We start from the raw sequence: 23,712 nt of genomic DNA, 5'->3' as shown, positions 1-23,712 counted from the left end.
CACCCTGAGAGGGGAACACCATGCCGTTCATCACCGTCGGCCAGGAGAACAGCACCGACATCGAGCTGTACTACGAGGACCATGGCAGCGGACAGCCGGTCGTGCTGATCCACGGCTTCCCGCTGGACGGCCACTCCTGGGAGAAGCAGAGCGCGGCCCTGCTCGCCGCCGGCTACCGCGTCATCACCTACGACCGCCGCGGCTTCGGCCGGTCCAGCCAGGTCACCACCGGCTACGACTACGACACCTTCGCCGCCGACCTTCACCACGTCCTGGAGACCCTGGACCTCAACGACGCCGTCCTCGTCGGCTTCTCCATGGGGACCGGCGAGGTCGGCCGCTACGTCGGCACGTACGGCACCTCCCGCATCGCCAAGGTCGCCTTCCTCGCCTCCTTGGAGCCCTACCTGCTCAAGACCGACGACAACCCCACGGGCGCCGCCCCCGAGGAGTTCTTCAAGGGCATCTCCGACACCGTCAAGGCGGACCGGTACGCCTACTACACCGCCTTCTACAAGGACTTCTACAACCTCGACGACAACCTCGGCGTCCGCATCAGCGAGGAGGCCGTGCGCAACAGCTGGAACGTCGCCGCGGGCGGCGGATCGTACGCCGCGGCAGCCGCCCCGCTGACCTGGTACACCGACTTCCGCCGGGACATCCCCAAGATCGACGTCCCGGCGCTCATCCTCCATGGGACCGCCGACAACATCCTCCCCATCGACTCCACCGCGCGGCCCTTCCACAAGGCCCTCCCCCACGCCGACTACGTCGAGGTCGACGGCGCCCCCCACGGCCTGCTCTGGACGCACGCCGAAGAGGTCAACAGCGCGCTGCTCGCCTTCCTCGGCAAGTAACCCGAGCGCGCCTCACCTCGGCCACGGCAGAGGTGAGGCGCGTGCCGCTCCAGGGAGCGCGGACCAGCCGCAGCTGCGCCGGGTGGACGGCCGGGTAGACGATCCGGTCCACAAACCCCTTGCCCTCCAGGACCTTGGGGCTGACGTCCTCCAGTCGGATGCGCGGCCCGAGCCGTGAGGAGATGCTGGGCACGGCGGCCGTGGCGCGCGCACGACGTGGCACGGCCCGGTCGCCGCAGGGGCACAGCTGCGAGGAGGGCGCACAGTCATGATCGATCCCGGTGATGTCGTAGAGGATGTCGACCTGCTGGTCGTGGGTGGTGGGAAGGCGGGGAAGACCCTGGCCATGGATGTGGCGCGGGCCGGCCGCAGGGTCGTCATGGTCGAGCGCGGCATGATCGGCGGCACGTGCATCAACGTGGCCTGCATACCCACCAAGTCCCTGGTCACCAGTGCCCGGCTGGCCCGCCGGGCCGCCGCCGCGCAGTCACTGGGGCTCAGCCTGGGCAAGCTCGAGGTCGACCTTCGGATGCTGCGCTCCCACAAGGAGGGCGTGGTGGCGGACATGGTCGAGCTCAACCACCGCCAGTTCTTGGACAGCGGGATGGACTTCGTCCTCGGCACGGCCCGCTTCGTGGCCGAGCGCACGGTCGAAATCGATGTGAACGACGGTGGACGCCGCATCGTCCGCGGCACGGACGTCGTGATCAACACCGGTACGGTGCCGCGTCTCCCCTCACTCCCGGGACTGGCCGACGTCCAGCCGCTCACCAGCGACACGCTCCTGAGCCTGGAGCGGATCCCGGAGCGGCTGGCAGTGATCGGCGGCGGTTATGTCGGCCTGGAGTTCGCGCAGATGTTCGCAGCCTTCGGAAGCCGGGTCACGGTACTCGACCACAACTCCCGCCTGCTGCCGCACGAGGACGCCGACATCGCCGCAGTGCTGACCGACTGTCTGCGCCAGGACGGTGTCGACGTGCTCGCGGGTGTATCCGTCAAGGAGGTCTTCCGCGACGAGGAACAGGCCGTGCGCCTCGTACTGGAGGACGGCCGGACCCTCGTCGCCGACGACGTACTCGTGGCCGTCGGCCGTGAACCCGTCACCCGTGATCTGGGCCTGGACGCCGCCGGTGTACGGACCGACGAGCGCGGTTTCATCCGTGTCGACGAAACCCTCGCCACCGACGCGCCGCACACCTGGGCGGTGGGCGACGTGGCGGGCAGCCCGCAGTTCACCCACGTCTCGCTGGACGACTACCGGATCGTGAAGGCCAACATCGCGGGCGGTTCGCGCAGCACCGCCGGGCGCCTGGTCCCGTGGAACCTGTTCACCGACCCGGAACTCGCCCGGGTGGGGCTCACCGAGGAGCAGGCCCGCGTCACCGGCCGTGACATCCGGGTCGCCAGGCTGCCGGTGGAAGCCATCCCCCGGGCCCGCACGCTGCGTGAGACCCGGGGCCTGTGGAAGGCGGTCGTCGATCGCGACACCGAGGAGATCCTCGGTGTCGCGCTCCTGGGCCCCGAATCCTTGGAGGTGCTCAGCGTGGTGCAGACGGCCATGTGGGCCGGGATGCCCTTCACCCGACTTCGGGACGGACTGATCGCCCACCCGACCATGGCCGAGGGGCTGAACATGCTCTTCACCAAGTGGGAGGACTGAGGCACACCCGGTGGCGCCGGCCACGGTCGGTGCCACCCGTCGGTGTGGACGTCGGACTGCCCCAGGGCGGGGGCGCGGTGGCGATGAGCGCGCAGGAGCGGCGTATTGCCGGACTCGTGTCCGGCCGCCTGCCCGGCGGCGTGTGACCGCGGCGAGGTGCCGCCGCGCAACGACGACGCTCCGCATGTCCTCCGGGCTCAAGGCCAGGCATTCCGGCGCCAGTCGTCAATGACCCGACTCATTGACATGTCCTTTACCAAGCGGGACGCTGAGAGCCCTCACAGCACAGGTCCATACCAGACTTCCGCACCCCCACCGGAGGTGGCCAGTGCCCCACTCACTCAGACCCCGCCGCGCGGCAACGACAGCGTCGGCGACCGCCGTCCTGGGCGCTCTCCTGACCCTCACCACACCCTCGCCCGCAGCCGCAGCCGCGACAGCCACCGTCTGCAACAAGTACTGCGACACACGCGACCCCGCGGCGGCCACCTCCGACCGCACTCCCGTCAGCAGCACCCTGTACGGCCGTACCGTGCGACTGCATCTCTCGGACAACGATGTCATGGGCTGGGCCTCCATCGACGGCGGCAACCCGGGTGACGAGGTCTGGCTGGACCGGAGCTTCGACGGCGGTCGTACCTGGTCCGGCGGCAGCAAACTCGGCGACACCACGACGCCCTCGGGTTCCCGCGGCTGGCGCACCCTCATGTACAACGTCGACGACTGGAACACCAGCGGCGTAGGAGCGCTGCGCGCCTGCGGCAAGGCCGGGGACCGCCCGGAGATCACCTGTACCGCCTGGGCCCGGGTCGACTGGAACGCCTGGAGCCGGGGCACCGCCGCGGCGACCGCGCTGATGATGTCGTACGACCGCGGGACGGGCCTGTTCGGCGGCAACGGCTGGTGGACCGCCGCCAACGCCCTCACCGCCGTCCTCGACAACGCCCGCGTCAGCGGCATGCCCAGCTACCGGTACGCCATCGCCTCGACCTACGACAAGAACATCGGCGCCCAGGGCGGCAACTTCACCAACGACTATCTGGACGACACCGGTTGGTGGGGCCTGGCCTGGGTCGCCGCCTACGACGCGACCGGCGACAGCCGCTACCTGAACACCGCACGCGCCGACGCCGACCACATGAACGCCTACTGGACCGCGACCTGCGGCGGCGGAGTGCTCTGGAACGAGACGAAGACCTACAAGAACGCCATCACCAACGAACTGTTCCTCCAGCTCAACGCGGCGCTCCACAACCGGATCAGTGGCGACAGCGTCTATCTGTCCCGGGCGAGGAACGAGTGGGCCTGGTTCCGGCAGAGCGGCATGATCAACGCCGACCACATGATCAACGACGGTCTCACCGACGCCTGCGCCAACAACGGCCAGACCACCTGGACCTACAACCAGGGCGTCGTCCTCGGCGGCCTCACCGAGCTGTACAAGGCCACGAACGACAGCTCTCTGCTCACCACGGCCCGGCAGTTGGCCGACGCCTCCACGGTCCGCCTCCAGACCGACGGAGTTCTTCGCGAACCGGGTGAGTCCGACAGCTGCACCGGCGACGGCCCCTCCTTCAAGGGCGCCTACGTCCGCGGCCTCGGCAGACTCGACGCCCAGCTGTCCGACCACCCCTACGCCGCCGCCTTGGACCGGTGGGCGGACGCCGCCTACACCAACGACCGCAACTCCCTCGACCAGTACGGCCCCCACTGGAACGGCGGAACCGGCACCAGCGACTACGGCTGCCAGCAGAGCGCACTGGATCTGCTGAACGCGGCTGGCCAGTGAGCGGGGGCGGGTAGCGACCGGACGCGGGCGAGGACTCAGCAGCGGACCGGCGCCGCGCCGGGTGAGCGCGCCCCGCTCCCACAACGCCGCTGCTCCCCGCCTTCCGGAAAGCTTTCCGGTCGCCGAAGGCCGTCGCGGTCGCACGACACACCCGCATGGCCGGGCAGGCCGTTTGTGGTCTGCGCAGAAGGGGGACCCTGCGACCCATGAAGGACACAAGACATCGTCGGACGGGGCAGAACAAGCTTCTGCAACTGCTGGACGGCTTGGAGCGGCAGACGCGTGCCGATTCGGTGATCGACCTGGTCAGCCGCGGCGTGCGCGCCCTGCCGCTGGGTGCCGGCCGGGATCTGCTGCACGGCAAGTGGTTGGGCCATCCGGTGCATCCGCTGATGGTGCAGGTCCCCATCGGGAGCTGGCTGTCGGCGGCGGTGCTGGACCTGCGCCCCGGCCGTTCGCGGGAGGCCGGACTGCTGATCGGCGTCGGCCTGGCCGCCGCCGCCCCGGCCACGTTGGCGGGAGCCGTCGACTGGGCCGAACTGCACCGCCCTCAGCAACGGGTCGGCCTGGTGCACGCGCTGGCGAACACGGCGGCCGTCGGACTGTACGCCGCTTCGCTCGCCTGCCGCGCCACGGACCGCACCCGAGCCGGCCGCGGGCTCGCCTTCCTGGGACTGACGGCGGCTGCCACAGGAGGGATGCTGGGCGGCCATCTCGCCTACCGGCAGGCGTCGGGCGCCAACCACGCCGAAGAGGTCCCGCACGTCGTCTCGCCGGGCTGGCACCGGATCGGTGCCGTGGCCGAGTTCCCAGCCGGCCAGGCGGTGCGGCGCACCGTTGACGACGTCCCGGTGCTGGTGGTCCGTGAGACCGGTGGGACCCTCCACGCGCTGGCCGACCGGTGCAGTCACCTGGCGGGACCGCTGTCCGAGGGCACCATCGCCGACGGCTGCGTGCGATGCCCGTGGCACGGCAGTGTCTTCCGGCTTTCGGACGGCTGGAACGTACGCGGCCCGGCCACCGCTCCCCAGCCCGCGTTCGACACCCGGATCGTCGACGGCCACGTCGAGGTGCGGCTGCACGAGCCGGAACACAAGAACCACAGCCGGCCGACACCGCAGACCGTGTCTCAGGGGCTCGAAGGACACGGCGACTGACACCGGCCGGGCACGGTGCGTGCGGCGGACACGCCGCACCTGACACATCACGGACCGACGAGCCCGGTCGCCGGGGAGTCCGACCCCTGCCGGCGCTCCGTCACCGCGGCGCGGCTCGCTCAGAGGAATGGTCGGACCGGCCATGTGGCGGCTCCGCGAGCGAATTGCGTCGGCGTAAGTGAGACTACGTTCGCCATGACTGGTTACCCAGGCGCCGCGGTGACCGCCTGCGGACCAGACCCGCCCTGGCTCGAACGAGGGATTGCGATGGCGACGCACACCACTGAACCGATCTCTCCGACTCCGGCGGCCGAGGGGCGCCGGAGCCGAGGGAAAGTGATCGTCTCCTGGGTGACCACGACCGACCACAAGAAGATCGGGCACCTGTACCTGATCACATCCTTCTGCTTCTTCCTGGTCGGCGGCGTGCTGGCGATGGCCATCAGGGCGGAACTGGCCCGGCCGGGCCTGCAGTTCCTGTCCACCGAGCAGTACAACCAGGCGTTCACCATGCACGGCACGATCATGCTGCTGCTGTTCGCCACCCCGACCTTCGCCGGGTTCGCCAACGCGATCATGCCTCTGCAGATCGGCTCACCGGACGTGGCCTTCCCCCGGCTGAACATGTTCTCCTACTGGCTGTTCCTGCTCGGCGGGCTGATCGTCCTGAGCAGCTTCCTCACCCCGCAGGGCGCCGCCGACTACGGCTGGACCGCCTACACACCGCTCAGCGGCCCCATTCGCAGCGGCTACATCGGCGCCGACCTGTGGATCATGGGACTGGCACTGGCCGGCTTCGGCACCATCCTCGGCGCGGTCAACTTCATCACCACCATCATCTGCATGCGCGCCCCGGGCATGACCATGTTCCGCATGCCGATCTTCACCTGGAACGTACTGCTGACCTCCGTCCTGGTGCTGTTCGCCTTCCCCGTCCTGGCAGCGGCCCTGCTCGCGCTGGAGGCGGACCGCAAGTTCGGCTCGCACATCTTCGACGCCCAGTACGGCGGGGCGCTGCTGTGGCAGCACCTGTTCTGGTTCTTCGGCCACCCCGAGGTCTACATCCTCGCCCTGCCGTTCTTCGGCGTGATCACCGAGATCATCCCGGTCTTCGCCCGCAAGCCGATCTTCGGCTACGTGGGCCTGGTCGGCGCGACCATCGCCATCTCGGGTCTGTCGGTCACCGTGTGGGCGCACCACATGTTCGCCACCGGGGCCGTACTGCTGCCGTTCTTCTCCTTCATGACCTACCTGATCGCGGTGCCCACAGGGGTGAAGTTCTTCAACTGGATCGGCACCATGTTCAAAGGCTCGCTGTCCTTCGAACCACCCATGCTGTGGGCCGCCGGCTTCCTGGTCACGTTCCTCTTCGGCGGCCTGACCGGCGTCATCCTCGGTTCCCCGCCCCTGGACTGGCACGTCACCGACACCTACTTCGTGGTGGCGCACTTCCACTACGTGCTGTTCGGCACCATCGTCTTCGCGATGTTCGGCGGATTCAGCTTCTGGTGGCCGAAGATGACCGGGAAGATGCTCGACCACCGCCTGGAGAAGATCCACTTCTGGACACTGTTCGTCGGCTTCCACACCACCTTCCTCGTCCAGCACTGGCTGGGGGCCGAGGGCATGCCGCGCCGCTACGCCGACTACCTCGCCGCCGACGGCTTCACCACCCTCAACACCATCTCCTCCATCGGCGCCTTTCTGCTGGGCCTGTCCACCCTGCCCTTCCTCTACAACGTCTGGAAGACCGCCAAGTACGGCGAGCGGATCGAGGTCGACGACCCCTGGGGCTACGGCCGCTCACTGGAGTGGGCGACCTCCTGCCCGCCGCCGCGCCACAACTTCGTCGCCCTGCCCCGTATCCGCTCCGAATCCCCCGCCTTCGACCTGCACCATCCCGAGGTCGCGGCACTCGACCAGCGCGAGCACGCCGGCAAACGAGACGCGATCGATGCGGCCGGGCACGAGAGCGACCGGACGTGAACAAGGGAGCGCGGGCGCGGTCCAGTCGTGGAGGCCCACGCCGAGCGGCACACCCGGTGCACCGCCGGCGAGATCTGTCCTCACGTTCCGGTGACCGCCGTACTACTTGCTGACAGCGAAACGCATCAGGGCGTGCTCATCGCCCTGCTTGATCTTCCCCGTCGTGTTGATCACCTCGAGCTTCCAACTGCCACCGACACGCACCGCCTTGGCCACGGCGCAGCCGTTGTCCTGGGTGAGGAGGCTCGGCCAGATGTCGGCGACCTGCTGGGAGTTGCCCCCGGTGGCGTCGTAGACCTTGAAGCTGACGTTGCGCGCCTTCTGGAATGAGCTGCCCTTCTTGTACGCGGCGGCCACGAAGACGATCGACGTGATGTTGGGCGGGATCCGCGCGAACTCGACGGTCACCTTCTCATCGTCACCGTCGCCGTGTCCGGTCTGGTTGTCGCCGCTGTGGGTCAACGAGCCGTTGCCCATCGGGTCGAGCGAGTCCAGCCCCGCCAGGCGCACCGGATCTCCGCCCTGCATGGCGATGGCGATCAGGTCCAGATCGGTCCCGCTCTTGCGGCGCAGCTTGCCCAGCACTCCGCCGCTGCTGCCGGCCGTGGGATCCCAGGAAACGCCGATGGACAGGTGGGTCACTCCGTCCAGGTCGGCCGGACCGTCTTCCTTGGTGAGCGTGATCATGTGTGCGCATCCTTTGTTGATGGAACTACAACACGCAGAGTGTGCCTGGCGCCCTTTTGGTTCCACATGACGGGTCCGTTCACGTCGACGATCCGCTTCGACCACCATCGAAAGCTTTGTGGTGCGCACCTCTGCGACGGAGGCTGGCAAGGCCAGTTGACAGTCACAAGGGGGAAACATGAGATTCCATCGGTCTGCCCTGATCTCCACGGCCATGGCCGCCTTGGCGCTGGGGACCGCCACGGCCCTGGCGGCGCCGGCCTCGGCCGCACCCAACACCACGCCGCAGAAGGTCTGCGGAAGCGCCTACAAGACGGTGAACTCCGCTGCCGTCGGTTCTCTGGGCACCGTCTACCTGACGTACAACGCCTCCAACGGCAAGAACTGCGTCGCGACCATCCGCAGCAACCCGGGCACCGCCGTGGACATGTCCACCTGGATCTACGTGCCCGACACCGACCAGGGCGCCAACGACTTCGGGCAGTACACGTCGTACGCGGGACCGGCGTACGTCTACGGCAAGGGCCACTGCATCGACTGGGGCGGCAGCATCTCCAACGTGACCGTACAGGTGACGGGCTCCAACTGCGCCGCCCTCAAGGAGCACCGGGTCACCTCGACTCGCTGAGCCACTCAACTCCGGCGTCGCATGTCCGACCTGCCTCTCCGATCAGGGCCTCTTGACAGCTCGCGGCCACCGAATCCGGCGAGCGTCAAGAGGCCCTGCTGCCGACGGGGGCGCGGAGTGGCCGTCGTCGTCAGCGGAGCACCAGGAGGCGGTGGGATACGAAGTGCGATGTCGCCCAGGTCTCGGCCGGTGAGGGGCGCCAGCCCCAGGCCTGTAGTGCTCGGTAGGACTCCATGTCGCAGCGGTCCACCAGGGTGACGCCGACGGCGCCGGTGTGGGCGCGGAGCAGCCGTTTCTGCAGGCGTCGGGCGAGGTTCCAGTCGCGGGTCTGGTCCTGAGTGCGCACCCGGCGCTCTACGAGGATGTCGGCGATCGCGAAGAGCCCGTCGACGGCGGCGACGTCGAGGAGGTCCTCCGGAAGGTGCCCGTCGAGGTCCCGCCACCAGGACCCGGCGCGGTGCACGGGGAAGCCGTAGGCACATGCCGTGAGGTCCCTCGCACCGGAGGGGCCGACCGCCTCCGCCACGAGCAGTTCGAACCCCGGCCGCCGTACATGGTCGGCAAGCCGTTGCTGAAAGGCGGTGCACCGGTCCCGGCCCGACGGGCCCACGTTGGCCGGCTCCCGTGGAGCGCACGACGAGGTGCGTTCGTACAACTCGTCGAGTTCCCACATCCGGTCGTCGACCTGCCGCCTGTTCAGCGGCCGGACGAACTCGCCCTCCTCGGGCGGCGCTCCACGCCGGCGGGAGTGCGGTACCGAGTCATCGGAAGCGATCGGATGTCGCCCCACCGGACGGGGACGGCTGGTCGCCGGGTGGCCCGGCACGTGCACGGTCATGGGGCAAACCTTGCTCCGCAACCGGACAAGATCCGGCTCGGCGTCGTCGTTCACCGAGAACGGTGCAGCGCCTGGGGCCGGCACACGAGGAACCCTCGGTGCGTTCGAGCCTACGCCCCCCTGTCCGGGGCGTGTCCGAGAGCACGAGAACGCGCCAAGGGAAGGCCGGCCGGGAGGCGACGCCGTTGCCGGGCGGATGAATCCGGCATGTGCGGGCATGCACTGGACGACGCGGTCGACGAACCGGACTGCGGTGGTCTGGCGGGGCCTTTTCGGGGCATCCGCGTCACGGCAGCGGCCGAAGCGGGTCGAACCGAGGGCTGACGCCCCACGACCGAGCAGGGCAGGAAAGGACACCACCACCGTGACCATGGATGCCTGCGGGCCCTCGGCCCCGGACGCGAGGACGGCCCGGACGTCAGCCGCTCCCGGCGGCACCGCACCGCGGCCCACCTCGCGCGCGGTGACCACCGAGGCCGACGAGTCGACAGCGCCGTACAGCCCGCACATCCAGCCGCACCTCGGCGTACCGCATCGTGAGTCCCATGTCCGCTGACCCCGTCCCCGGCGAGACCCGCCCCGCCGTCCGCCCCGTGCCCCGGGCCCGGCCGCATGCCGCCTGGTGGCCGGCGCTGCGGCGCACGCCGGTGTCGTTGTGGAACGACGACATCTCGGACTTCGCGGCGGCCCTGACGTACTACGCGATCCTCGCGGTGCTGCCCGCTCTGCTGGTGGCGGTCCTCGCGTTCGGTCTGATCAGTCCGGGCACGGCCCGGGAGTTCGTCACGCAGGTCACCGCCTACGCGCCCGCCGAGTCGGCGGTGGCGCTGCACGCCGCCCTGTCCCGGATGCTGGGCGTGGACGGCGGCGCGTGGCCGCTGCTGGTGGTCGGCACCGTGAGTGCGCTCTGGTCGGCCTCCAGCTACCTCGCCGTCTTCCGCCGTGCGCTGCACCGTATGCACCGGATCGAGGACAGCCGTTCGCCGCTGCGCCGGGCCCACCGCATCGTGCTCACCGCGTTCGGGCTGCTCGTCCTGCTGCTGACCGGTTCCCTGGCCCTGCTGCTGACGGGGCCTCTCGCCGAGGATCTCGGCCGGGTGTTCGGGCTGGGCGCGACGGCGGCCTGGGGGTGGAGCGTGCTGCGCTGGCCGCTGCTGCTGTGCCTGGTGGCGCTGCTGATCCTCGTGGTCTTCCACACCGGTCCGGTCGCGGCACGCCGACGCGCGCACAGTCTGCCCGGCGGTGTCCTGGCCGCCGTGCTGTGGCTGGCCGTCTCCACCGGTTTCGCGCTGTACGCCTCCACCCTGAGCACGTACAGCAGGCTGTACGGCTCTCTCGCCGGAGCCGTCGTCTTCCTGATCTGGCTGTGGCTTTCCAACCTCGCGCTGCTCGGCGGCGCGCAGTTCACCGCCGAGCTGAGCAAGGACGCCGCGGGCCTCCTCGGTACCGGTATTGGCCCGGACGGCAGGCCTTCCACGGCCCCCTCGGGGGCGTGACCCGACCCCTGACCGGGGACAGAGTCGGTCAGTTCGCTGCGGGGGCCTCCGCGGAGCCGGCGTCCTGGGTGGCGGCCCACGAGGCGAGCAGACGTAGGCCCTCCTCGGAGGGGGAGCCCGGTTCGGCGGTGTAGATCGTGAGGGTGAGGCCGGGTTCGGCGGCCATCTCCAGACCTTCGTAGGCGAGGGTGAGATCGCCGACGGCGTGGTGGTGGAAGCGTTTGGTACCGGTGCCGTGGTGGCGGACGTCGTGGGCGCCCCAGCGGGTACGGAAGTCGTCGCTGCGGGTGGACAGTTCACCGACGAGGTCGTGGAGGTCCTTGTCGTGGGCGTTGCGACCGGCTTCGGTGCGCAGGATGGCGACGGAGATGTCGGCCGCCCAGTCCCAGTCGGGGTAGAAGCGGCGGGATGCGGGGTCGAGGAAGTTGAAGCGGGCCAGGTTCGCCTGGTTGTGGGGGGTGGCGTAGACGTCGGCGTAGAAGGCGCGGGCGAGTTGGTTGGTGGCGAGGATGTCCATACGGCCGTTGCGGACGAAGGCAGGACCGGCGGTGACGGCGTCCAGGACCCATTGCAGGCTGCGGTGGGCCTTCCACTGCGCGGAGCGGCGTCGGGGTCGTGTGAGGGTGTCGGAACCGTCGGCCGCGTGGGCGAGGTTGAGCAGGTGCGCGCGTTCGGCGTCGTCGAGCCGCAGGGCCCGGGCGAGGGCTTCCAGGACGGCCGGGGAGGCGCCGGCGAGGTTGCCGCGCTCGAGTTTGGAGTAGTACTCCACGCTCATGTCCGCCAGGGCCGCGACCTCGCTGCGGCGCAGGCCCGGCACCCGGCGCCGGCTGCCCGAGGGCAGGCCCGCCTGCTCGGGGGTGATCTTCGCTCGCCGCGAGGTCAGGAACTCGCGGACCTCTGCTTGGTTGTCCACGCGTTCGACGGTACGTCCCGTGCGGGACCGTAGGAGTGTACTGGCAGTACACCCTTTGACGGTGCCTCGCTACGCGTGCCGGCAGCGGGTTACCTGGATGACGTGGTGCTGTTCCCCCGGCCGCGAGCCGGCGAGCGGGACGCCACCCGGCTCTGCACCCGGCGACGGCCGTCTCCCCGGTATCGCCCCGGCACGCGAAGGACTCCCCATGCGCGGCGCAATGATCTACGCCCCCCGTGACATCCGCTTCGAGACCCTGGACGACCCCAAGATCCTCGCTCCCACCGACGCGGTCATCCGTACGGCCGTAACCTGCGTGTGCGGCTCGGACCTTTGGCCCTACCGCGGCCTGGAGCCGACCGACGCGCCGCACCCGATGGGGCACGAGTACGTCGGCTTCGTCGAGGAGGTCGGAAGCGAGGTCACGGCGGTCAGGGCGGGCCAGTTCGTCATCGGCTCCTTCGCCACCTCCGACAACACCTGCGCCAACTGCCGCAACGGCTTCCAGTCCAACTGTCTGCACCGCGAGTTCATGTCGACCTGCCAGGCCGACTACGTCCGCATCCCCAACGCCCAGGGCACCCTGGTCGCCACCGACCAGGTCCCGGGCGAGGAGCTGTGGCCGAGCCTGCTGACCGTGTCCGACGTCATGGGCACCGGCTGGTGGGCCGCGGACGCCGCCGAGGTCGGGCCCGGCTCGACCGCCGTGGTCGTCGGGGACGGCGCGGTCGGCCTGTGCGCGGTGATCGCCGCGAAGGAGATGGGCGCGGAACGGATCATCGCCATGTCGCGGCACGAGACGCGGCAGAACCTGGCCCGCGAGTTCGGCGCCACCGACATCGTCAGCGAGCGGGGCGCCGAGGGTGTCGCCCGGGTTCGTGAGCTGACCGGCGGGATCGGCGCGGACAGCGTGCTGGAGTGTGTCGGCACCGAGGAGGCCATGCACCAGGCCCTGCGCTGCGCCCGGCCGGGCGGCAACGTGGGCTTCGTCGGCGTGCCCCACGGCGTCGCCGTGGACGGACAGGAGCTGTTCTTCTCCCATGTCGGCCTGCGCGGTGGCCCGGCCCCCGTCCGTCGCTACCTGCCCGACCTCGTCGACCGCGTCCTGTCCGGCGCGATCACGCCGGGCAAGGTCTTCGACCTCACGCTGCCGCTCGACCAGGTCGCCGAGGGCTATGCGGCGATGGACGAGCGCCGAGCCATCAAGACCCTCCTCAAGCCCTGACCCGCGAGGATGCCGGGCGACCTCGCGTCCTACGCGCATGGGGAACCTCGCCCTCCTCCTGAAGGCCCCCAGGGCATCCGTGCACCCCACGACCCGATCACCCGATCACAGGACACACGGACACACGGACACACGGAAAGAGTCCTCCATGCCCCACCCCGCCGCGGCCGCGTCGGGCAAGCTGCCCCCTGTCGTGTGGGTGCTCGCCGGCGGCACCTTCCTGATGGGCACCACCGAGTTCGTCATCGCCGGCATCCTCCCGGACATCGCCCCCGACCTCGGCGTCTCCGTCTCCCACGCCGGATTGCTGATCACCGCCTTCGCCGTCGGCATGATCGTCGGCGGGCCGGCCATGTCCCTGGCGACCCTGCGCCTCCCACGACGCCTCACTCTCGTACTCGCGCTGTCGGTCTTCGCCGCCGGCCACGTCGTCGCGGCTCTCACCAGCTCCTTCACCGTCGCCATGGCCGCCCGGTTCGTCACCGCGCTGGCCACCGGCGCGTTCTGGGCCGTCGGCTTCGTCATCGCCACCGCCGCCGCGGGTCCCGCCGACGCCACACGGGCGGTGAGCGTCATGATGGGAGGCCTGACCCTGGCCAACGTCGTCGGCGTCCCGGCCGGCTCACTGGCCGGACACATCACCGGCTGGCGCGGACTGTTCTGGACCCTCGCCGCGCTCGCCGCGCTCGCCGCCGCCACGATCGGACGCTTCCTCCCTCGAACGGAGCAGCGCGCCCGGGTTTCGGTGCGCGGTGAGATCCGGGCACTGCGCCAGGGGAGGCTGTGGCTGGCGCTGGCCGCCGCCGTTCTGATCATGGGTGGTGTGCTGGCCGCCTACACGTACATCACCCCACTGCTGACCGACCGGGCCGGCATCCCCGCCGGAGCCGTGCCGCTGGTCCTGGTCGCCTTCGGGGCCGGCGCGCTGGGCGGCACCTTCGTCGGCGGCCGGTTCGGCGACCGCCGTCCCATGTCCACGACGATCCCGGCCTCCGCGGCGACCGCGCTTCTCCTGCTCGCGCTCATCCCGCTGTCCGCGAGCCCGGCAGCCGCCGTCGTCCTGATCTTCCTCATGGCGCTCACCGGGTTTACGATCAACCCGGTCGTCACCGCCCTCGCGGTCCGTTTCGCCGGTGACGCGCCCACCCTCACCTCGGCACTGACCACGTCCGCCTACAACACCGGCATCGCCGCCGGCTCCGCACTCGCCGGACAGGCCCTCGACTCCTCCCTCGGCGTGACCGGCCCCGCCCTGGTAGGAACCGTCTTCACCGGGCTGACCCTGCTGCCGCTGATCGCCCTCGCCGTGACGGCCAAGCGCGACGTGACCCGCATCGTCACCCACAGCGCCGGCGAAGTCCGGATCCCCGCAGCGAGGGAGAACGGTGCAGCGACACGGGCACGGTCCTGACCTCGGCCCCAGCAGGGCATCTTCCGTGAAGTCACCGGCCACGCCATGAGCGCCATCCCACGGCTCAAGAAGATCGTCGACGAACGCGACTCCACCGAAGACCCACCCCCGTACAACCACACCACCACCCCAAGGAAGATCAACATGGAGCACGTCAACTCGACCCCCACCGCCAAGGCACCGGCCGAGCGGTTCACCGGGGACGTCTACCTCAACATGATCGACACCCCGAGCGAACCCGCTCGTCTGACCGCTGCCCTGGTCCGCTTCACCCCCGGCGCGCGCACCAACTGGCACAGGCACGCAGGCGGCCAGACCCTCTATGTCACCGACGGCACCGGACTGGTCGGCACCCGCGACGGCAACGTCGTGCGCGTGAGCGCCGGCCACACGGTCAAGTGCCCCGCGGGCGAGGAGCACTGGCACGGCGCCACCGACAGCACGTTCATGGCGCACATCGCCATGGTCGTCGGCAACGCCGACGGCGACGGCACCACATGGCTGGAGCCCGTCACCGACGAGCAGTACGCCGACGCCGTGAACGGCAGCCGCTGACCCAGGTGTCACGGCAGGGCGCACCGATGCCGGAACCTTTGAGCGGCGCCGGCGCCCCGCATGCGAGCCGGCGCCTCAGACCGCACGCTGGTGCCATGACCAGCACGCAGTCCATCGTGATCTACCCGCCCGCCGAAGACGGAGGACGGCGAGTACGGATGGGCGAGCGGTTCGTCGGGATGGCGTACGGGCTGCTGGACATCGTCGAGTTCCTGCGCCTCGCGGGCCTGGAGAGCACCGACGAGACGTGGGTACGGCAGTCGGGTTCGATCGAGTGGCGGGGCGGCGGGCCCGACATGTGGGAGCACTGAGCCTCGCACGCCCGTCGTCGAGGCCCTCAGGTCCGCTCCGCGGGGCATTGTCAGTGGTGGCAGGCAGGATGACCGGCATGACAACACCTGCAGCAGTGATCACGGATGCCGCCGCCTACGCCCAGGCGGTCGAAGAGGCGGTGAAGGCAGCCGCCGCCTACTACGCGGGCGGGACGTCGGCACTCGACGACGACGCCTACGACCGTCTGGTGCGTGGCATCGCCGCGTGGGAGGCCGACCATCCCGAGCAGGTGCTGCCCGACACTCCGACGGGGAAGGTCGCCGGCGGCGCGGTGGAGGGCGATGTCCCGCACACGGTGGCGATGCTGAGTCTGGACAACGTGTTCTCGCCCGAGGAGTTCACGGCCTGGACGGCCTCGCTCGCCCGGCGCATCGGCCACGACGTCGAGCGGTTCAGTGTCGAGCCGAAGCTGGACGGTCTCGCGGTCGCCGCCCGCTACACCCACGGACGCCTGAGACAGCTGATCACCCGCGGCGACGGGACGGCCGGTGAGGACGTCTCGCACGCGATCGGCACCATCGAGGGGCTGCCGGACGAACTCGCCGAGCCGGTCACCGTCGAGGTGCGCGGCGAAGTCCTCATGACGACCGCCCAGTTCGAGCACGCCAACGAGACGCGTACCTCGCACGGCGGGCAGCCGTTCGCCAACCCGCGCGGCGCGTCCGCCGGCACCCTGCGTGCCAAGGAGCGCGCCTACACGGTGCCGATGACGTTCTTCGGCTACGGCCTGCTGCCCCTGCCCGACACCGGGACCGAGCTCGCCGCGCGGCTGGGCGAACTCGCGCACAGCGACCTGATGGCGCAGGCCGCCGCGTACGGGATCAACACCACCGCCACCACCGCGGTGCCCGGCATCACCGCCGACACCGTCGAACGGGTGCTGGCCCGGGTGCAGGAGATCGCAGCGCTGCGGGCCGAGCTGCCGTTCGGGATCGACGGAATCGTCATCAAGGCCGACCTGGCCGCCGACCAGCAGGCCGCGGGGTCGGGTTCGCGGGCTCCGCGCTGGGCCATCGCCTACAAGCTGCCGGCCGTCGAGAAGATCACCCGGCTGCTGGAGGTGGAGTGGAACGTCGGCCGTACCGGCATCATCGCCCCGCGTGCCGTCCTGGAGCCGGTCGAGATCGACGGCGCCACCATCACCTACGCCACCCTCCACAACCCGGCCGACATCACCCGCCGTGACCTGCGGCTGGGCGACCAGGTCATGGTGCACCGGGCCGGTGACGTCATCCCCCGTATCGAGGCTCCCGTCGCCCACCTGCGCACCGGTGACGAACAGCCCATCGTCTTCCCGGACGTGTGCCCGCGCTGCGGGTCCGGCATCGACACCAGCGAGCAGCGCTGGCGCTGCGAGAACGGACGCAACTGCCACCTGGTGGCCGCCCTGTCCTACGCGGCCGGCCGCGACCAGCTCGACATCGAGGGCCTCGGCCACACCCGGGTCGTCCAGCTGGTCGACGCCGGTCTCGTCACCGACCTCGCCGACCTGTTCGCCCTCACCCGCGAGCAGTTGCTGGGCCTGGAGCGGATGGGCGAGACCAGCACCGACAACCTCCTGGCGGCGATCGGCGCGGCCAAGGACCAGCCGCTGTCCCGGGTGCTGTGCGCGCTCGGCATCCGCGGCACCGGCCGCTCCATGTCCCGCCGTATCGCGAGGCACTTCGCCACCATGGACGGCATCCGGGCCGCGGACGCCGAGGCGATGCAGCAGGTGGAGGGCATCGGCACCGAGAAGGCCCCGTCGATCGTCGCCGAACTCGCCGAACTCGCCCCGCTCATCGACAAACTCGCTGCCGCCGGGGTGAACATGACCGAACCCGGCGCCACTCCCCCGTCGACGGCCGCCTCGACCGAGTCCGCGGACGCCGAGGGCGCGATGGGTGGACCGCTGGCCGGGATGACGGTCGTGGTCACCGGCGCGATGACCGGCGCTCTGGAGAAGCTCAGCCGCAATCAGATGAACGAGCTGATCGAGCGGGCCGGCGGCCGCTCGTCCTCCAGCGTCTCCAAGAAGACCACCCTGGTCGTCGCCGGGGAAGGCGCGGGATCGAAGCGGGCCAAGGCCGAGACCCTCGGTGTCCGACTGGCCACCCCGGACGAGTTCGCCACCCTGGTCGCCGACTTCATCGGGTGATCCCTCTCCAGGAGGTGTGCCTCAGATCACTCCGGCAGGGGTGAGGGGCCGGGAACAGTCCGGGGCGGTTGACCGTTCATCCAATCGTGGCTGCGGAGGGGACAGTGTCCCCGGGCCTCACCTTCCGCCCATGGGGACGATCGTTCGGCTGAAGCCCCATGGAGCATCCCGCCGAGAGGCGACCGCCCTCCGCACGCCACCGCCTAGCGGCCCCGGCTGGTCTCCCCCGTCCAGCCGGGGCCTTTCTCACGGCCGGGGCCGGATCCCGTGGTGCGCTCGCCGGGTTGGGAGCCGGCCCCCACGACGGTGACCGTCGCCTCCGTCCGTACGCCGAGGCCCGAGCCGGTGGCCGACAGCGCGGCGCCGGTCAACAACCCCGACGCCAGGAGGGCTGCCAGCGCGGCACCGGCAGCCGTCCTGTCACGCATTCAGCTCGCCTGCCCGGGGACCTGCTTGTCGGCGTCGACGATCGCCCGCCGGGTGATCGCGCTGGTGAACGTGACGGTGCCGACCTTGAACGGACTGCCCGCCACGGCCTTGACCACCACGGTGCGCTCGCCGAGGAACCGCAAGGTCTTCCTGTCGAAGATCCACTCGGTGCGCTCGCCGTCGGTGTCGTTCTGCCGGGCGATCGCGATCCCGTGCCGGCCGGTGGCGTCGACCGCGTCGTCCACCGAGACGACGCCGGGGATCTTGGCCGCGGCCTTGTAGAGGGCGGCGCTGATCGCGGCGGGCGGGTAGCTCTCGGTCAGCAGATCGCCGATGGCGACGAACGCCGCATGGTCGCGCGGGACTTCGGGGTCGCGGTTGGCGTCCGAGGCACGGTAGATCCGCCGCAGCAGCGTGCCGGGGTCGGTGGGCAGCTGGGCCAGGGCGTTGTAGGCCCCGCTCAGCGGTATGTCGCTCGAGAGGGTGATGCCCTTGTCGCCGGTCTGTCCGGCCTCGATCAGCCAGCCGTCCTTGCCGTCGAGGGAGTTCCAGACCTGGCGGGAGTGCAGCTGCTGGCTGACGACCGTGGTCTTGTCGCCGACCGTACGCGGGTAGGTGCTCGCCACTTTGGAGGCGATGTAGATGTACTGGCCCTCGCGCGGCGTGGGCGTCGAGGCGTCGGCGGCCGCCAGGGAGATGCGGTCGAGGAGCCGGGGGGCGCCCTTGGCGTCGGCGACTCCGACCTGGGTGGTCAGTGCGGGGCCGGTGGCCAGGGGGGTCCTGCCGCCGTCGGAGCCGCTGCCCGTGAGGGCGAGACCACCGACGACCGCGCCGGCCAGGGCGAGGGCCGCGGCGGGCACCAGGATCGTACGGCGCAGGAACGGGTTGGGCCGTTTCGGGGGCGCTGCCGGGGAGGTGCGGAGGTCTTCGTGGATCCGGGCCATCAGCTGCTCCTTGTGGAACTGGTGGCGGCCCGCCGGCAGATCCCGCTCGGCGGAGGGCAGCAGACTCTGCGTCTCCGTCCACTCAGCCGGGTGCGGCTGGTGGGAGGGGCTGGCGTTCATCGGTTTCCTTCCTGTGCGGACCGGACCGCGTATCCGCGATCACCTGTTGTCTGCCGGTTCGTGCGGGTAGGTTCCCGTTTTTCTCGCGCGAGTTGAGTGTCGGTGAGTCTGCGCAGCTTGCCGCGGGCGCGGGAGAGGCGGGAGCGGACGGTGCCGACCGGGATACCGAGGACGCGGGCCGCCTCGGCGTACTCCATCCCCTCGCACAGGCACAGGGTCAGGACCTCGCGCTCAGGGCGCTTGAGCAGGCTCAGGGCGGCCACCGTGGCAGCGATCCTGCGCCGGTCGTCCAGACGTCCGACGGTCTCCTCGGCATGGTCCTGGACCTGCTCCTCGGCGGCGTTCGCGGCGGCCGCGGCGCTCGCCGCGTTGCGGTAGCGGCGATTGCTGCGGTACTGGGAGCGGGCGACGTTGGTGGCGATGCCCAGCAGCCACGGCCGCAGGGAGCCCCCTTCGGCCTCGACCGAGGCGCGGCGCCGCCACGCCTCCATGAACGTGGCCGACATGACGTCCTCGGCCGCGGACCAGTCGGCGGTCAACCGGAAGGCATGGTTGTAGACCGCGCGGGCGTACTCGTCGAAGAGTTCCGCGAAGGCATCCGGATCTCCGTTTCGTACCCGCGTTCGCATATCTGTGATCACGTTCTGAACTGACCGACGGTGCGGACCAGTTCCCGTGAGCTATGTCACAGGTGGCGCACAAGCACCCTGCCTTCGACGACGGCCACGACACGTGCACCAGAGGTGCCGCCTACGCCACCCATCCGACCAATTCGTCAACTCACCGCCAGGTACGCCCCATTGACAGGGCATCACACCTCCTCAATCATCAGACATCCGATGAATTGGGAGCCGCCATGAGTACTCCTCCAAGACGTCAGGTTCTGGGCGCGGCAGCAGGCATCACCACCGCCGCCGTCCTCCCCCTCAGCACCGCCACATCCGCGCACGCGGCCCAACCGGTCGACCGGCACCCCGAGCCGTGGGCCTCCGTCCCCGACCCCGTGCCCGTCCCGCTCGACGCCCTCTACGACAACGACGGCATCGACACCACCTCCGCACGCGGCGGCGACTTCGACGGTTCGGGCTACACCTTCCCCGGCGAGGAACTCGCCGTAGGGCCCGTCGAGGTCGACGGCATCCCCTTCGTGTTCCCGTCCTCGGCGGCCGGCGCCAAGAACAACGTCGTCGCCCTCGGTCAGCGAATCGAACTGCCCAAGGGCCGCTACCTGTCGGCGCACTTCCTCACCGCGGGCAGCTACGGAAGCGCCTCCGGCACGGCCACCGTGCACTACGCGGACGGATCGACCACGACGGCCGCTCTCGGTGGCGCCGACTGGTACTCGGCGGGCGGCTCACTGTCCGCCCAGTACCGCTACACCCCGGACGGCGCCAAGGACGCGCACAGCGTCGGGATCGGCACGGCGGAGGTGTGGATCGACCCGCAGCGGGAGGCGATCGCGCTCACCCTGCCGGTCACCAACTCGCCGCAGCCGAACAAACCTTCCCTGCACGTGTTCGCCCTCTCCCTGCAACCCGTCGCCCAGGGACGGGCGTTGGCGCTGCGCAACGCCCGCTCCACGAACTCCCTGATGGACTCCACGGGCGCGCAGAGCGTCGAGGCGACCGTCGTCAACGCGGGCACCGTCCCGATCCTGGCCGGGGACGGGGTGTCCGTGGCCGTCGAGGTGCCCGGGGCCCGCACGGTGGAGCCGGCCCGGGTCCGGCGCCTGACCCCCGGCGAGCAGGCCCGCGTGCGCGTCGGCATCCGCAACCGTCGGGGCGTGGTTCCGGGGACCGTTCAGGACGGGTCGGTGACCGTCACCGGCCGCGGTGCCCGCGCCGCCTCCCAGCAGAGCCGCCTGAAGCTCGGCGTGGCCGACTACCTGCCCACCGAGGCCTCCCTCTCCGGTCACCAGGCGCCGTACTGGTTCCAGGACGCCAAGTTCGGCATCTTCATCCACTGGGGCGTGTACTCGGTGCCCGCCTGGTCACCGGTGGGCAAGCAGTACGCCGAGTGGTACTGGAACCACATGCAGGACCCGGCCAACGCGGTGCACTCCTACCATCGGCAGACCTACGGGGAGGACTTCGCCTACGACGACTTCATCCCGCGCTTCACCGCCGAGAAGTTCGACCCGCGCGCCTGGGTGGAGCTGTTCCGCGACGCCGGCGCGCAGTACCACGTCCTGACCTCCAAGCACCATGAGGGATTCGCGCTCTGGGACACCAAGGTCTCGGACCGCAACGCCGTGAAGATGGGCCCGAGACGGGACCTGGTCAAGGAGCTCTTCGACGCCTCCCGCCGTTACGCACCCGAGCTGCACCGCGGGCTCTACTTCTCGATGCCGGAGTGGTTCAACCCCGACAGCCCGTGGATGGGCCACGCCCCGCGCAATCCGTACACCCTCCAGCCGGTGCCGTACACCGGCTACGCCGCCGGCAAGGACTTCGTCCGGGACTACCAGGCCCCGCAGATGCTGGAGTTGATCCACGGCTACGATCCCGAACTCATCTGGTGCGACATCGGCGGCGCGAACGACAGCCTCCATGTGCTCGCCGAGTACTTCAACCACGCCAAGAACCGGGCCCGCCCGATCGACGTCACGGTCGACGACCGCTCGGGCATCGCCTTCCACGACTTCACCACACCCGAGTACACGACGTACGAGAACACGGTCGTCGCCAAATGGGAGTCGAGCCGCGGCCTGGACCCCTTCAGCTACGGCTACAACCAGGCGACCCCGGACAACGCCTACATGACGGCCGAGGAAGTCGTGCGCAGTCTCGTCGACATCGTCTCCAAGAACGGCAACTTCCTGCTCGACATCGGCCCACGCGCCGACGGCACCATCCCGGAGATCATGCAGACCCGGCTGCGGGAGACGGGCCGGTGGCTGCGCACCAACGGCGAGGCGATCTACGACACGACATACTGGTCACGCATGGCGCAACTCGGCGACGATCTGCGGTTCACCGTCCGCCCCAACCACGCCTTCTACATCCATTCACTCGCCGAGCCGGGCGCCAGGCTCCGCGTCGAGGCGCCGGTACCCGTCCGCGGCGGCGACAAGATCACCCTCCTCGGCCACGACCGGCCACTGTCGTGGACCACGAGCAAGGGCGCACTGGTCATCGACGTACCCGAAGCCGCGCGCTCGGCGGGCCGGTACGTTTGGGTCTTCAAGGTGGCCTGACGCCCCTGACCGTACGACTCCGCCGATCGGCGAGCCGAGTCGCGAGAGCCCCGGGAGGCTGTTTCTCCTCCCGGGGCTCTCGCACTACGACGGGCCGCAGGCCCGGATTTCTCGGCTCGCGTCACCAATAGTGGCGACGGCCCGCGACCGCGTGACCCGTGGAACCCATGATCCAAAGGACGGCTCCGACCACGGTCAGGATGAGGCCGAGGGTCCACAGGATCGAGACGCCGGTGAGGAAGCCGATGACAAGCAGGATGATACCGATGGCGAGCATGACGTACCTCCCGAAGTTGCCTGACGTGTCTTCTCCCGGATGCCCCCAAGTGGCAACATCACCCCTGGCCGTCCGTCAGCGCGATACGAACCGTGATGCACTTGCCGGCCGTCATCTGCCGGGCCTCGAAGCCCACGGCGAGGGCTTTCACGATCTCCAGGCCGTGCTGGCCCACCCGGTTGGCGTCTGCGGTCCGGGCCTCGGGCAGCCCCGGGTGGGAGTCCCACACCTGGACCTCCACCGCCTCACCGGTGATCCTCAGCACCATTATGACCGGGCCGGGCGCGTACTTGTAGGCGTTGGTGACCAGCTCGCTCACCACCAGCTGGACCACTTCCCGCACGCGCGCGGAGACCGCCACAGCGTGTCCGGCCTGGCGGGTGAGGAAGTCCGCGGCCAGGTGCCGGGCACGGGCGATGCACGTTCCGTCACCGTCCAGCGCGACGCTGGTCTCCGGCCCCTGGTCCGACGCCGTGGTCTTCGCCTCCCTCACAGCGAGATCCCTGGCCGCTGTCTTCAACGCCGCTGATCTGGCGCCGAATCGCGAGTCGCCCCTCTGCTACCGATGGCTGCGCCACGCACATGAGTCACACGTATCCTTCACACAGCAGCTCGGGCCAACGCTTCAGTGTGCCAGTCCCAACGTCCTGTTCGAGGGAGAAATGACCGACGTCGACCCCACTGGGCGCCCCGGCCGACTGTCGGCCACCCCCACCGTCATCGACGGCATCCACGTGATCACCCTTGCCGGGGAGATCGACCGGGACACCGCCCAGGTGCTGCGCCAGGCCCTGCCGCGGCCCGATGCCCCGCGTCTCCGCGTCGTGGTCGACCTCGAACACGTCACGTTCCTGGACTCCACGGGCATCAACATCTTCATCTCGACCCACAACACCCTCGCCGAGGCCGACGGTTGGCTGCGACTGGCCGCCCCCACCGCGTCCGTACTCCGCGTCCTGCAGATCGTGGGCATCGACACCGTCATCGACTGCTGCCCGACCCTGCACCAGGCCCTGACGACCTGACGAGTGCCTTGGGCCCGGTCGGCCCCGCCACCACCGACCCCTGCGGAGC

23 protein-coding genes are annotated in these 23,712 nt (G+C 70.0%); 15 read left to right on the top strand and 8 right to left on the bottom strand.

What is annotated here, in order from left to right; all coding sequences use genetic code 11:
* The first annotated feature begins 20 nt into the window (after positions 1–20).
* The 5 genes from FBY22_RS16130 (at position 21) to ctaD (ending at position 7,449) form a co-directional block, all read left to right on the top strand.
* On the top strand, positions 21–857 hold the full coding sequence (locus FBY22_RS16130; protein WP_142146223.1) for an alpha/beta fold hydrolase: 837 nt from the start codon (positions 21–23) through the stop codon (positions 855–857).
* Between the two features lie 268 nt (positions 858–1,125).
* Positions 1,126–2,517: an NAD(P)/FAD-dependent oxidoreductase gene (locus FBY22_RS16125; RefSeq protein ID WP_142146221.1), complete on the top strand. Its 1,392-nt coding sequence runs from the start codon at positions 1,126–1,128 to the stop codon at positions 2,515–2,517.
* A gap of 385 nt (positions 2,518–2,902) precedes the next feature.
* On the top strand, positions 2,903–4,306 hold the full coding sequence (locus FBY22_RS16120; RefSeq protein ID WP_174267208.1) for a glycoside hydrolase family 76 protein: 1,404 nt from the start codon (positions 2,903–2,905) through the stop codon (positions 4,304–4,306).
* 206 nt (positions 4,307–4,512) lie between these two features.
* The gene (locus FBY22_RS16115) at positions 4,513–5,463 is read left to right on the top strand and encodes a Rieske (2Fe-2S) protein (RefSeq protein WP_142146219.1); all 951 of its coding nucleotides are present in this window, start codon (positions 4,513–4,515) and stop codon (positions 5,461–5,463) included.
* 267 nt (positions 5,464–5,730) lie between these two features.
* Entirely contained in the window at positions 5,731–7,449 is a 1,719-nt protein-coding gene (gene ctaD, locus FBY22_RS16110) for a cytochrome c oxidase subunit I (RefSeq protein ID WP_142146217.1), read from the top strand.
* A 102-nt stretch (positions 7,450–7,551) separates the two neighbouring features.
* Here ctaD and FBY22_RS16105 read toward each other — a convergent pair whose 3' ends face one another.
* Positions 7,552–8,136 (bottom strand): TerD family protein, encoded by a 585-nt coding sequence (locus FBY22_RS16105; RefSeq protein WP_142146215.1) that lies wholly within the window; start codon positions 8,134–8,136, stop codon positions 7,552–7,554.
* A gap of 178 nt (positions 8,137–8,314) precedes the next feature.
* Here FBY22_RS16105 and FBY22_RS16100 point away from each other — a divergent pair, with 178 nt between their 5' ends.
* Complete coding sequence (locus tag FBY22_RS16100) at positions 8,315–8,764, top strand: spore-associated protein (protein ID WP_142146213.1); 450 nt, start codon at positions 8,315–8,317, stop codon at positions 8,762–8,764.
* A 130-nt stretch (positions 8,765–8,894) separates the two neighbouring features.
* Here the strand turns inward: FBY22_RS16100 and FBY22_RS16095 are convergent, their stop codons facing one another.
* On the bottom strand, positions 8,895–9,602 hold the full coding sequence (locus tag FBY22_RS16095; protein WP_142146211.1) for a hypothetical protein: 708 nt from the start codon (positions 9,600–9,602) through the stop codon (positions 8,895–8,897).
* Positions 9,603–9,966: 364 nt separating this feature from the next.
* On the opposite strand from FBY22_RS16095, the gene FBY22_RS16090 reads away from it, so the two are divergent.
* Positions 9,967–10,158 carry a hypothetical protein gene (locus tag FBY22_RS16090; RefSeq protein ID WP_142146209.1) on the top strand — a complete coding sequence of 64 codons (192 nt, stop codon included), beginning with the start codon at positions 9,967–9,969 and terminating at the stop codon, positions 10,156–10,158.
* Positions 10,148–11,098, top strand: coding sequence for a YihY/virulence factor BrkB family protein (locus FBY22_RS16085; protein ID WP_142146207.1), 951 nt, complete (start codon positions 10,148–10,150; stop codon positions 11,096–11,098). Before FBY22_RS16090 ends, FBY22_RS16085 begins: the two co-directional genes overlap by 11 nt.
* Positions 11,099–11,126: 28 nt before the next feature.
* On the opposite strand, the gene FBY22_RS16080 is transcribed toward FBY22_RS16085, so the two are convergent.
* On the bottom strand, positions 11,127–12,011 hold the full coding sequence (locus FBY22_RS16080; RefSeq protein WP_142146205.1) for a helix-turn-helix transcriptional regulator: 885 nt from the start codon (positions 12,009–12,011) through the stop codon (positions 11,127–11,129).
* Positions 12,012–12,219: 208 nt separating this feature from the next.
* Here FBY22_RS16080 and FBY22_RS16075 point away from each other — a divergent pair, with 208 nt between their 5' ends.
* The 5 genes from FBY22_RS16075 (at position 12,220) to ligA (ending at position 17,672) form a co-directional block, all read left to right on the top strand.
* A complete protein-coding gene (locus tag FBY22_RS16075; RefSeq protein ID WP_142146203.1) occupies positions 12,220–13,236 on the top strand; it encodes a zinc-dependent alcohol dehydrogenase family protein in 1,017 nt (338 codons plus the stop codon).
* Positions 13,237–13,384: 148 nt separating this feature from the next.
* Positions 13,385–14,647 carry an MFS transporter gene (locus tag FBY22_RS16070; protein ID WP_142146201.1) on the top strand — a complete coding sequence of 421 codons (1,263 nt, stop codon included), beginning with the start codon at positions 13,385–13,387 and terminating at the stop codon, positions 14,645–14,647.
* Between the two features lie 144 nt (positions 14,648–14,791).
* Positions 14,792–15,202 (top strand): cupin domain-containing protein, encoded by a 411-nt coding sequence (locus tag FBY22_RS16065; protein WP_142147703.1) that lies wholly within the window; start codon positions 14,792–14,794, stop codon positions 15,200–15,202.
* A 95-nt stretch (positions 15,203–15,297) separates the two neighbouring features.
* Entirely contained in the window at positions 15,298–15,513 is a 216-nt protein-coding gene (locus FBY22_RS16060; protein ID WP_142146200.1) for a hypothetical protein, read from the top strand.
* 77 nt (positions 15,514–15,590) lie between these two features.
* Complete coding sequence (ligA, locus tag FBY22_RS16055; RefSeq protein WP_174267158.1) at positions 15,591–17,672, top strand: NAD-dependent DNA ligase LigA; 2,082 nt, start codon at positions 15,591–15,593, stop codon at positions 17,670–17,672.
* A 203-nt stretch (positions 17,673–17,875) separates the two neighbouring features.
* Here the strand turns inward: ligA and FBY22_RS16050 are convergent, their stop codons facing one another.
* The 3 genes from FBY22_RS16050 to FBY22_RS16040 are packed head-to-tail and all read right to left on the bottom strand — an operon-like array spanning position 17,876 to position 19,794.
* Positions 17,876–18,100 carry a hypothetical protein gene (locus FBY22_RS16050; protein WP_142146196.1) on the bottom strand — a complete coding sequence of 75 codons (225 nt, stop codon included), beginning with the start codon at positions 18,098–18,100 and terminating at the stop codon, positions 17,876–17,878.
* Complete coding sequence (locus FBY22_RS16045) at positions 18,101–19,165, bottom strand: CU044_5270 family protein (RefSeq protein ID WP_142146194.1); 1,065 nt, start codon at positions 19,163–19,165, stop codon at positions 18,101–18,103.
* Positions 19,162–19,794, bottom strand: a complete 633-nt coding sequence (locus FBY22_RS16040; protein ID WP_260844868.1) for an RNA polymerase sigma factor — start codon at positions 19,792–19,794, stop codon at positions 19,162–19,164. The genes FBY22_RS16045 and FBY22_RS16040 overlap by 4 nt, the downstream gene beginning before the upstream one ends.
* Positions 19,795–20,021: 227 nt before the next feature.
* Here FBY22_RS16040 and FBY22_RS16035 point away from each other — a divergent pair, with 227 nt between their 5' ends.
* Positions 20,022–22,361 carry an alpha-L-fucosidase gene (locus FBY22_RS16035; protein WP_142146191.1) on the top strand — a complete coding sequence of 780 codons (2,340 nt, stop codon included), beginning with the start codon at positions 20,022–20,024 and terminating at the stop codon, positions 22,359–22,361.
* 121 nt (positions 22,362–22,482) lie between these two features.
* Here FBY22_RS16035 and FBY22_RS44160 read toward each other — a convergent pair whose 3' ends face one another.
* A complete protein-coding gene (locus tag FBY22_RS44160; protein WP_142146189.1) occupies positions 22,483–22,638 on the bottom strand; it encodes a DUF6131 family protein in 156 nt (51 codons plus the stop codon).
* A 58-nt stretch (positions 22,639–22,696) separates the two neighbouring features.
* Positions 22,697–23,131, bottom strand: a complete 435-nt coding sequence (locus tag FBY22_RS16025) for an ATP-binding protein (protein ID WP_142146187.1) — start codon at positions 23,129–23,131, stop codon at positions 22,697–22,699.
* 169 nt (positions 23,132–23,300) lie between these two features.
* Between FBY22_RS16025 and FBY22_RS16020 the strand changes: the two genes are divergently transcribed.
* Complete coding sequence (locus FBY22_RS16020; RefSeq protein ID WP_142146185.1) at positions 23,301–23,663, top strand: STAS domain-containing protein; 363 nt, start codon at positions 23,301–23,303, stop codon at positions 23,661–23,663.
* The last annotated feature ends 49 nt before the right edge of the window (positions 23,664–23,712 follow it).

This window comes from Streptomyces sp. SLBN-31, from assembly GCF_006715395.1.
GTDB lineage: Bacteria > Actinomycetota > Actinomycetes > Streptomycetales > Streptomycetaceae > Streptomyces.
The sequence above is the reverse complement of the archived record's forward strand: the minus strand, read 5'-3'. Positions and strand labels throughout refer to the sequence as shown.